General features: G+C 66.8%; 7 protein-coding genes and 1 pseudogene. 3 read left to right on the top strand and 5 right to left on the bottom strand.

All coding sequences use genetic code 11. From position 1 onward, the window contains the following. Window positions 1-682: uroporphyrinogen-III C-methyltransferase (cobA, locus tag B1A78_RS18260; protein ID WP_077148335.1), on the top strand; the 682-nt coding region annotated here is incomplete at its 5' end. A 46-nt stretch (window positions 683-728) separates the two neighbouring features. On the opposite strand, the gene B1A78_RS18255 is transcribed toward cobA, so the two are convergent. The 4 genes from B1A78_RS18255 to B1A78_RS18240 are packed head-to-tail and all read right to left on the bottom strand — an operon-like array spanning window position 729 to window position 5,862. Next, a complete protein-coding gene (locus B1A78_RS18255) occupies window positions 729-1,814 on the bottom strand; it encodes an NADH:flavin oxidoreductase (RefSeq protein WP_077148334.1) in 1,086 nt (361 codons plus the stop codon). 22 nt (window positions 1,815-1,836) lie between these two features. Then, window positions 1,837-3,459 (bottom strand): NAD(P)/FAD-dependent oxidoreductase, encoded by a 1,623-nt coding sequence (locus B1A78_RS18250; protein ID WP_077148333.1) that lies wholly within the window; start codon window positions 3,457-3,459, stop codon window positions 1,837-1,839. 40 nt (window positions 3,460-3,499) lie between these two features. Further along, entirely contained in the window at window positions 3,500-5,083 is a 1,584-nt protein-coding gene (locus B1A78_RS18245; protein ID WP_077148332.1) for an AMP-binding protein, read from the bottom strand. 14 nt (window positions 5,084-5,097) lie between these two features. After that, a complete protein-coding gene (locus B1A78_RS18240; protein ID WP_077148331.1) occupies window positions 5,098-5,862 on the bottom strand; it encodes an enoyl-CoA hydratase/isomerase family protein in 765 nt (254 codons plus the stop codon). Between the two features lie 290 nt (window positions 5,863-6,152). Here B1A78_RS18240 and B1A78_RS18235 point away from each other — a divergent pair, with 290 nt between their 5' ends. Next, window positions 6,153-8,321 carry a TonB-dependent receptor gene (locus B1A78_RS18235; RefSeq protein ID WP_077148330.1) on the top strand — a complete coding sequence of 723 codons (2,169 nt, stop codon included), beginning with the start codon at window positions 6,153-6,155 and terminating at the stop codon, window positions 8,319-8,321. A gap of 324 nt (window positions 8,322-8,645) precedes the next feature. Next, window positions 8,646-9,407: an SDR family NAD(P)-dependent oxidoreductase gene (locus B1A78_RS18230; protein WP_077148329.1), complete on the top strand. Its 762-nt coding sequence runs from the start codon at window positions 8,646-8,648 to the stop codon at window positions 9,405-9,407. Here B1A78_RS18230 and B1A78_RS18225 read toward each other — a convergent pair. Further along, window positions 9,404-9,590, bottom strand: a pseudogene (locus tag B1A78_RS18225) (SMP-30/gluconolactonase/LRE family protein); the annotation flags it as partial. The gene B1A78_RS18230 and the pseudogene B1A78_RS18225 sit on opposite strands and share 4 nt — an antisense overlap.

Here is a 9,590-nt window from a genome sequence, read left to right as displayed (position 1 = left end):
CGTCTTCCACGATGCGCTCGTCGGCGACAGCGTGCTCGCGCTCGTCCCGCCGCTGACCGAGACCGTCAGCGTCGGCAAGCGCTCGGGCCGCCATTCGAAGGACCAGCGCACGATCGACCAGCTGCTCGTCGCCGCCGCCACCGCGGGCAAGCGCGTCGTCCGCCTCAAGGGCGGCGACCCGTCGATCTTCGGCCGTTCGGCCGAAGAAATGACCGCACTGCGCGACGCCGGATACCCCGTCCATATCTGCCCCGGCATCACCACTGCCTGCGCCGCCGCGGCCTCCGCCGGCCTCTCGCTCACCTTGCGCGGCGTCGCGCGCGACGTCCGCTTCGTCACCGCGCACAGCAAGCGCGGCGCCGCGCTCGACATCGACTGGGCCTCGCTCGCCGGCGGCGGCTCGACCCTCGCCTTCTACATGGGCCGCGAGGCGGCGGGCGAGATCATGCGCGGCCTGATGCGCGCCGGCATGGGCGGCGACACCCCGGTGATGATCGCCTGCGATGTCAGCAGCCCGGGCGAGCGGCGGCTGGCAACGCGGCTAAATCTTCTCGAGCTTGCGACGAGCTCGTTCGCGGCCGGGGCCGCAACGCTCATTCTCGTCGGCGAGGCGGTCGAACCGGGCAGCGCAGCGACGAAGCACGCGGTCGGTCGATGTCTGCCCGCCGGCTCGAGCATCTGACCCGGCGCCGACCTCAGGCGTCAGCGTGCGACAGGTCGCCCACCCCCTATGCGTCAGGTTCGACGAATCCCGGCCAACGGCGCATATAATGGATGAAGATGTCGCTCAGCCCCTCGTCGCGCAGATGGCCGGCCGAAACCGGCAGCGCGGGCGATCGATAGGCCGGATCGCGGCGCACGCGTTCGGGAAAATCATGGCGCAAGATCGCGGCGCGCCCGATCATCGCAAAGTCGCAGCCGGCATCCAGCACCCACGCCGCGTCTGCCGCGTCCATCACCTTGCCCGCCGCGCCGAGGCGGACCTCGCCGCGCGGCAATTCGGTGAAGACGCTCATCAGCGAGCGGCCCTTGAACCGTTCGTCCTCGGGCTCCTTGCGGACGTCCCACAGCGACATGTCGAGATAATCGATCTTCTGCTGCCGCAGCACCTCGATCGCGACGTCGCGGATTTCCTCGATCTCCAGTCCGAAACGCTCGGGCGAAAGCCGCAGGCCGAGCTGGAAATCGGGACCCGTCGCGGCGCGAATGCCGTCGATGATCTCGAAAAGGATGCGCGCGCGATTCTCGATGCTGCCGCCATAGCGGTCGGTGCGCCGGTTGCTTGCCGCCGACAGGAATTCGGCGAGGATATAGCCGTGCGCACCATGGATTTCGGCACCGTCGAACCCTGCCCGCTCGGCGCGCCGCGCCCCCGCGATGAAATCCTCGCGCAGCACCTCGACCTCGGCCTCGGACAGCGCGCGGACGCCCCGCTCGGCGACCTCGGACGGCGCGACGGGCGCGTCGATCAGCTCGGGTTCGGCGCGGCTGCCCGCATGATGCAGTTGCAGCGACGAGAGCGACCCGCGCGCCCTGATCGCGGCGGCCAGCGCCGACAGGCCTTCGAGATGATCGTCGGCAAAGACGCCGAGTTGCCCCGTAAACCCCTGCCCGACCGGCTGGACGTGCGACGCCGCCGTCATCGTCAGCGCAAAGCCGCCCGCAGCGCGCATCTCCAGCCATTTATGCTCGTCATCCGACAAGGTGCCGTCGGCGTGGCTCTGCCGGTTGGTCAGCGGCGCGAGCATCAGCCGGTTCTTCATCGGCTTGCCGCGCGCAAGCGACAGCGGCTCGAACAATCTTTCGGTCGACATGAAAGGCGCTCCTGGCCCGAAACTATCGCAAGGTAAAGCCGCGATAGCCCTCGGCCGCCGCATCGGCGCAGATTTCGCGATAACGCCCCAGCCCGCCGATATAGACGGGAAACGTCCGCGGCTTGCCGGGCACATTGGCGCCGGTGTACCAGGTGTTCGCGGTCGGATAGAGCGACAGCGAACCCAGCGTCGTCACCTTCTTCATCCAGCCGTCCTCGGCATCGGCGTTCGCCTCGATCGAACGGATGCCCTCGCTGCGCATATGCGTGATGCAGTCGCACACCCAGTCGACATTCTGTTCGTTGAGCAGGATGAAATTGGCGAGCGCCGACGGCCCGTTCGGCCCCGCGATGACGAACAGGTTCGGGAACCCCTCGATCATCAGGCCCAGGTGCGAACGGCCGCCATCGGCCCATTTGTCCTTGAGCTTGCGGCCGTCCCTGCCCTCGATATCGATCGACAGCATCGCGCCGGTCAGCGCGTCATAGCCGATTGCGGCGATGATGATATCGACCTCGACCTCGCCCTCGGCGGTGCGAATGCCCTTTTCGGTGATCTCGACGATCGGATGCTCGAGGCAATCCTTCAGCGTCACATTGTCGCGGTTATAGGCTTCATAATAGCCGGTATCGAGGCACGGGCGCCGCGCGAAGATCGGGTAGCCGCGCGGGGTCAGCTTGCGCGCCGTTTCGGGATCGTTCACCGTCTCGGCGATCTTGCCGCGCACGAATTCGGCGACGACCTCGTTGGCGTCGCGATTGGTCAGCAGGTCGGAAAACAGGCCGAGGAACGACAGGCCGCTATGCGCCCAGGCGTCCTCCATCAGCTTCCGGCTCTCCTCGGGCGTCACGCTGAACACCGGGCGGTGCGTGATCGGGCGGACGCCGCCGGTCAGCGAGTGGCGCGCGGCGGCGCGCAGACCCGGATAATGCGCCTTGATGTGTGACACATAGTCTTCGTCGAGCTTGCGGTTGCGCATCGGCAGCGTGAAGCTCGGCGTGCGCTGATAGACGTAAAGATGCGCGGCCTGTTCGGCGACGACGGGGACGATCTGGATGCCCGACGACCCGGTCCCGATCACCGCGACGCGCTTGCCCTTCAGGTCGACGTCATGGTGCGGCCATTTGCCCGAGAGGTAGAGTTCGCCCTTGAAATTGGCGGCGCCGGGGATGTCGACCTGCTTCGGCACCGACAGCGGGCCGGTCGCCATCAGGCAATAATTCGCCTCATAGACGACCCCGCCATCGGTCTCGACGCGCCACAGCGCGGCCTCCTCGTCATATTCGACCGCGGTCGCGCGCGTCTCGAAGCTGATGTCGCGTTTCAGGTCGAGCTTGTCGGCGACGAAGCGCGCATAGGACAGGATTTCGGGCTGCGCCGCGAACTGCTCGCTCCACGTCCATTCCTGCTGGATCTCGTCCGAAAAGCTGTAGCTGTAATCGATGCTCATCACGTCGCAGCGCGCGCCGGGATAGCGGTTCCAGTACCACGTGCCGCCGACATCGTCGCCCGCCTCGATCAGATGCACGTCGAGCCCCATACCGCGCGTGCGGTGGAGCGCATACATGCCGCCGAAGCCCGCGCCGATGATCAGCGCGTCGAGGCGGCGGGGAGAGGTTGCGCTATTATTTTCAGCCTGTTGCATGATAGTCTTTCCGGGGATTCTTCTGTCGGGTCGGCGCGGATCAGCCCGCGGCGATGCGCTCGCGCGCGATGTCGATGCCGCTGCGATAATCGCTCTTGCCGCTCGCATGGCGCGGCAGCACCGCGACGCGGATGATCGTGCGCGGCTGCTTGTAGGCGGCGAGGTCTGCCGACAGCGCGGCGCGGAGCGCCGCATCGTCGGGCGCATCTCCCGCCTCGATCAGCGCGGTCACCGCGCTGCCCCACTTCGGGTCGGGCAGGCCGAACACCATCGCATCGGCGACGCCGTCGATACGCTTCAGCGCCTCCTCGACCTCTTCGACAAAGACCTTTTCGCCGCCGGTGTTGATGCACATGCTGCCGCGACCGAGCAGGCGCAGCCGCCCGTCGGGCAGGCGTTCGGCCATATCGCCGGGCACCGCATAGGGCTGGCCGTCGATGATGCGATAGACGCTCGCGGTCTTTTCGGGATCGCCATGATAGCCCGCGCCAAAGGGAGGCCGGCGGGCGAGCCAGCCCGACCCGACCTCGCCGTCGGCGAGCACGCGGGTTCCGTCCTGGTCGACGATCACCGTCTGCGGCCCCGGCTCGAACAGTCCGGTCGGCGTCGCGCGGTCCTTGTTGGTGATCGCATAGCCGAAACCCGAAGCCTCCGACGCGCCGAGGATGTCGAGCAGGGTGAGTTGAGGCAGCGCGGCGAGCAGCGCCGCCTTGACCTGCTCGGACCACATCAGCCCCGCCGACGAGATCAGCCGCAGCGCCGAAAGATCCCAGCGGCCCGGATGGGCAAGCAGCGTATCGGCCATCGGCCGCGCAAAGGCGTCGCCGACGATCAGGATGCGCGTGACCTTGTGCCGTTCGGCCTCGCTCCACAATTCCTCGGCGCTGAACCGGTCCGACGGCAGCAGCACCGCCGTGCCGCCAACAAGCAGTTCGGCGAGCGAGCTGTTGAGTCCTGCGCCGTGCATCAGCGGACAGGCGGGCATGACGCGGCCTGCGGCGCCTTTCAGCACCTGCGCGATATGGTCGTCCATGCTGGCAGGGGTCGATACCGCAACCGGCGATTCGAGCTGCGAGCGGCGCGCGTCGGCCGATCGCCACATCACGCCCTTGGGCCGCCCCGTGGTGCCGCCGGTATAGAGAAGATAGCCGTCGTCGGGCGACCGCTCGATGCCGAGCGGCGCGGCGTCGCCCTGCGATACGATGCCGTCATAGGCGCCGTCGCTGCCGATCTGCACCGCATATACCAGATGCTCGATCGCCCCGCCGATCAGCGACGCGACGACCGGCCCGAACTCGTCCTGATAGAAAAGCCCCGCCGCCTGACAGTCGCGCAGCACATATTCGATCTCGGACGTCGTATAGCGATAGTTGAGGTTGACGTGCGTCAGCCGCGCCTTGAACGCCGCCGCCGCGATCTCGATGAATTCGGGGATGTTGCGCGCCAGGATTGCGATCCGCGCGCCCGCGGGCAGCCCCGCCGCGAGCATCGCCCGCGCGAGCCGGTTGGTGCGCGCATCGAAATCCGCCCAGTTGGTGACATGGTCGCCGCGGATGATCGCCGGACGGTCGCCGGGCACATGTGCCGCGGTCGCGTCCAGCAGGTCGCCGAAATTCCAGTCCATGACGGCGGCTCCGCTCAGCGACCCTGAAAGACGGGCGCGCGCTTTTCGACGAAGGCCGCGACCGCTTCCTGCGCGTCATAGGAGGTCGACAGCTTCGCGGTATTGCCCTGCTCATAGATATAGCCGTCGCGCAGCGTCATATTCTCGATCGTGCGCATGCTGTCCTTGGCATAGCGCGTCGCGAGCGGGCTCTTCGACGCGATGACGGCGGCCATGTCCATGCAATAGGGCAGCAGCTCCTCGACCGGCAGGCATGCCTCGATGATGCCGCGGCGATACATTTCCGCCGCCGGCGCGCGATAGCCGGTGAGCATCATGCGCCGCGTCAGCGAGTGCGGGACGATCCGCGACGTATGCTTGCCGCCGCCCATCAGCCCGACGTCGATCTCGGGCAGGCCGAAGACGGCATTTTCGGACGCGACGATGATGTCGCAGCTCGCGGCGAGGCCGAAACCGGCACCGAGCGCGGGGCCGTTGACCGCGGCGATCACGGGCTTGGCGCAATCGGCGATCGAATAGGCGACTTCGCGGACAATGCGATTGCGGTTCCAGCGCTTACCGGGGATCGACAGGTCGGGCCGGTTCTTGAGGTCGGCGCCCGCGCTGAAGCATTTGCCCGCGCCGGTCAGCACCGCGACACGTACATCGTCGCGGTCGTTGAAGCTGTCGAAGGCGTCGGTGATTTCCTGGAGCATGTCGAGCGCGGCGGCGTTGACCGGCGCATTGTCCAGCGTGACGAGCGCGATGTGGTTTTCGACTTCGATACGAATGCTGCTCATTTCCGTTCTCCCATTTGCCGCCTCCATGGCATCGCGGCGGGCGGACCCGGTGCGAAAGCGGCCGGGCGGGCAGAAAATCTCATCCGCGATTGAAAGCGGTCGCGCGGAATCGCGCTTGTGATTATCGGGGGCGAGCGGGCCGTCCGCATTGCCCTTCGCGTCGCAAAGCCAGAACGGGGGCCGGCAACCTGCCCCACGGGCTGCACCCAACCTCAAAGCCCGCGCACCTTCCTTCCGGCAAACGCCGCCGGGGGATGACAAGGAAAGCGCGATTCATCAGGGAGTGGACGATGAAGAAGCACAGCATATTTTTGGCGGGCGCCGGCATCGCCGCCCTCCTCACCGCAACGCCCGCCTTTGCGCAGGACGTATCGGACGACGTCTCGCAGGACGAAGCGCAGGCCCATGATGGCGGCCTGACCGCGATCGTCGTGACCGCGACCAAGCGCGGCTCGGCGCAGAATGTCCAGGACGTGCCCATCGCGGTCACCGCCTTCGGCGCCAACGAACTCGACAGCATCCACGCGCGCTCGATCGCCAGCGTCAGCTATGCCGTCCCCAACGCCTCGCTCGAAAGCGTCGGCACCACCCCGGGCTACGCCAATTTCTCGATCCGAGGCCTCGGCATCAACAGCTCGATCCCCTCGATCGACCCGACCGTCGGCGTCTTCGTCGACGGCGTCTATCTCGGCGTCAGCGCCGGCGTCCTCTTCGACACCTTCGACCTCGAGGGCGTCGAGGTGCTGCGCGGGCCGCAGGGCCTGCTCTTCGGCCGCAACGTCACCGGCGGCGCGGTGCTGCTGCGCACCACCACCCCCACCAACCGCTTCCGCGTCGATGCGAAGGCAGCGCTGTCGACCGGCCTCGAAAAGCGCGCGAGCGTCTCGGTCTCGGGCCCGCTCGTCGGCGACGTGCTCAGCGGCAAGGTCGCGGTCTATTACAACGACGACGACGGCTGGTTCAAAAACGACTTCGACGGCAAGAAGATCGGCGGCAGCGAGACGCTGATCGTCCGCTCGGCGCTGCGCTTCCAGCCGAACGACACGTTCGACCTCATCCTGCGCTACGAGCACGGCCGCATCCGCGGCGACGGCCCCGCGGTCACCAACCACGGCCTCTTCCCGCGCGACAGCTTCCGCGTGAACCAGAATTACGCGGGCTTCACCAAGACCGACTGGGACCAGGGCATCGCCGAGATCAACATCGACACCGCCTTCGGCGACGGCACGATCACCAACATCGCCGCGGTCCGCGCGCTCAGCAACGACAGCGGCGCCGACGTCGACGGCTCGCCCGTCACCAGCCTCCACTCGCGCAACAATATCGAGCAGTGGCAGATCAGCAACGAGCTGCGCTACGCGGGCACCTTCGGCGCCTTCGACGTGACGACCGGGCTCTTCTATTTCGACCAGGACATCAACTACGCCGAACAGCGCCTGCTCTCGGGCGGCGCGCTCACCGTCTCGGGCGGCGGGCGCCAGAAGCAGAAGACCGGCGGCGTCTTCGCGACGGTCGACTGGAACATCACCGACATGCTGACGCTCAGCGTCGGCGCGCGCTACTCGGCCGAGGAAAAGGCGGTCCAGGTCCGCTCGATCGGCGTCGGCGGCTGCAACCTCGACACGCTGCGCTGTTCGTACGACTTCGTCGACAAGGACAATTGGAGCGGCTTCACCCCGCGCGTCGGCGTCCAGTTCAAGCCGACCGAGGACACCCTGCTCTACGCTTCGTTCGCACAGGGCTTCCGCAGCGGCGGCTACAACTTCCGCAACCTCAACCCCAATGTCGCGCCGGGTCCCTTCGACCAGGAAAAGCAGGACGCCTATGAAGTCGGCGTGAAGCAGGAATTCGGCAATTTCGCGCGCGTCAATCTCGCGGGCTTCTACAACCGCATCAACGGCACCCAGCGCGAGTTCCAGGCGCCCTTCGCGCCCTTCGGCAACTTCCAGATCATCACCAACGCCGCCGACGTGTCGATCAAGGGCGTCGAGGGCGAAGTGCTGGTCAAGCCGATGTCGGGCCTGACGATCGCCGGCCAGTTCGGCTACACCAAGGGCAAATACGAAAAGATCCTGTTCGATCTCAACGCCGACGGCGTCATCAACGATCGCGATTTCGCGCTGAAACTGCCGCGCCTGTCGCCGTGGAGCTATGGCGGCTCGATCACCTATGCCACCGCGCTCGGCGGCGATTTCGATGCCGAAGCGCGCGTCGGCGCCAACCACCGCGATGCCGCCTTCTACAACGACCAGAACACCGGCCTGCTCCGCGCCGCGACGATGGTCGACGCCAGCCTCGCGGTCAGCCGCGGGCCGGTGAAGGTCTCGGTCTATGGCAACAACCTCCTCAACGAAGCGACCTTCGGCACCGAGGCGCCCTTGCCCTTCTTCGCCGGTTCGACCTTCTCCCCGCTCAACAAGGGCAGGGTCTACGGGGTCGAAGTCGGGTACAAATTCTGATCTCTCTCCCACTGGAGCCCGCCCAAAGGTCCGTAATCCCTTACAGCACCGTCGAGGTTTGAAGAAAAATGGCCCAGTGCGAGGAGAGAAGGCGAAGGAATATGTCGATATTTCTAGACTTCTCGACGAAGCAATGGGCCATTTTAATCAAATCCCTTCGGGACGCCCAAATGGCTTCCATCTCGGCCCGAAAGCCGCTTGGAAAGGCAACCAGCCTTCCCGGCGCGTCTTTCGGCCCGACCTGTTCGCCATTTGGGCGCCTCGACGGCGCTGTAAGGGAATACGGACCCTGAAGCGGGCTCCATTTTTATGGGCAATCCATCCATGACCAAATCACTCGCAGGGCGCGTCGCGCTCGTCACCGGCGCATCGCGCGGCCTCGGCCGCGACATCGCGCTCAAGCTCGCCGCCAACGGCGCGTCGCTCGCGCTGCTCGACCGCAAGGCGCATTGGGCCGAAGACCTCGTCCGGCAGATCGAAGCCGACGGCGGCAAGGCCGTCGCGCTCGGCTGCGACGTGTCCGACCGCGACGCGCTGCATGACGCGTTCGACAGCGCCGCCGCCGACCTCGGCGGCATCGACGTCGTCGTCAACAATGCGATGTGGACCAAATATTCGCCGATCGACGGCATCGACGCCGACAGCCTCGACAAGATGCTCGGCGTCGGCATCGCCGGCATCGTCTGGGGCACGCAGGCCGCGGCGAAGCATATGCGCCCGCGCGGCGGCGGATCGATCGTCAACATCGCCTCGGTCTCGGCGCATATGGGCCTCCCGAATGCGATGGTCTATTGCGGGATCAAGGCGGCGGTCGAGGGCATGACGCGTTCGTCGGCGATCGAACTCGCGCCCGAACAGATCCGCGTCAACGCCGTCGCCCCGTCGACCGTCGCGACCGAAGGCGTCCGCGCGATGCTCGACGATGCGACCTTCGCGGCGCGCGTCGCGAGCACGCCGCTGGGGCGGCTCGGCGAAACGTCGGACATTGCCGAAGCGGTGCTCTTCTTCGCCGACAGTGCCCGCGCGGGCTTCGTCACCGGCCAGTCGCTGCTCGTCGACGGCGGCATCTCGATCGCGCTGCGTTAAGCGTAAACCCCCTCGGCGATCCCGCGGGCGTCGAGCCCGCGGATCGCCGTGATCCGCCCCGCATCGGGGTGATCGGCAACCAGCCGATGCCCCGAATTGGCGATGCTCGTCAGGTACAGCGTGTCGAGGCCCGGCCCGCCGAACGCCGGGCACGACGGGAACGGCAACGGCAGCGGGATCGAA

Source organism: Sphingopyxis sp. KK2, assembly GCF_001990265.1.
GTDB lineage: Bacteria > Pseudomonadota > Alphaproteobacteria > Sphingomonadales > Sphingomonadaceae > Sphingopyxis.
The sequence above is the reverse complement of the archived record's forward strand: the minus strand, read 5'-3'. Positions and strand labels throughout refer to the sequence as shown.

What these genes read in the sequence shown, in the direction of transcription:
- B1A78_RS18255 (WP_077148334.1), bottom strand. Translation starts at nt 1,814, where the DNA reads ATGTCGACCGAAAGATTGTTCGAGCCGCTGTCGCTTGCGCGCGGCAAG.
- B1A78_RS18250 (WP_077148333.1), bottom strand. Translation starts at nt 3,459, where the DNA reads ATGCAACAGGCTGAAAATAATAGCGCAACCTCTCCCCGCCGCCTCGAC.
- B1A78_RS18245 (WP_077148332.1), bottom strand. Translation starts at nt 5,083, where the DNA reads ATGGACTGGAATTTCGGCGACCTGCTGGACGCGACCGCGGCACATGTG.
- B1A78_RS18240 (WP_077148331.1), bottom strand. Translation starts at nt 5,862, where the DNA reads ATGAGCAGCATTCGTATCGAAGTCGAAAACCACATCGCGCTCGTCACG.
- B1A78_RS18235 (WP_077148330.1), top strand. Translation starts at nt 6,153, where the DNA reads ATGAAGAAGCACAGCATATTTTTGGCGGGCGCCGGCATCGCCGCCCTC.
- B1A78_RS18230 (WP_077148329.1), top strand. Translation starts at nt 8,646, where the DNA reads ATGACCAAATCACTCGCAGGGCGCGTCGCGCTCGTCACCGGCGCATCG.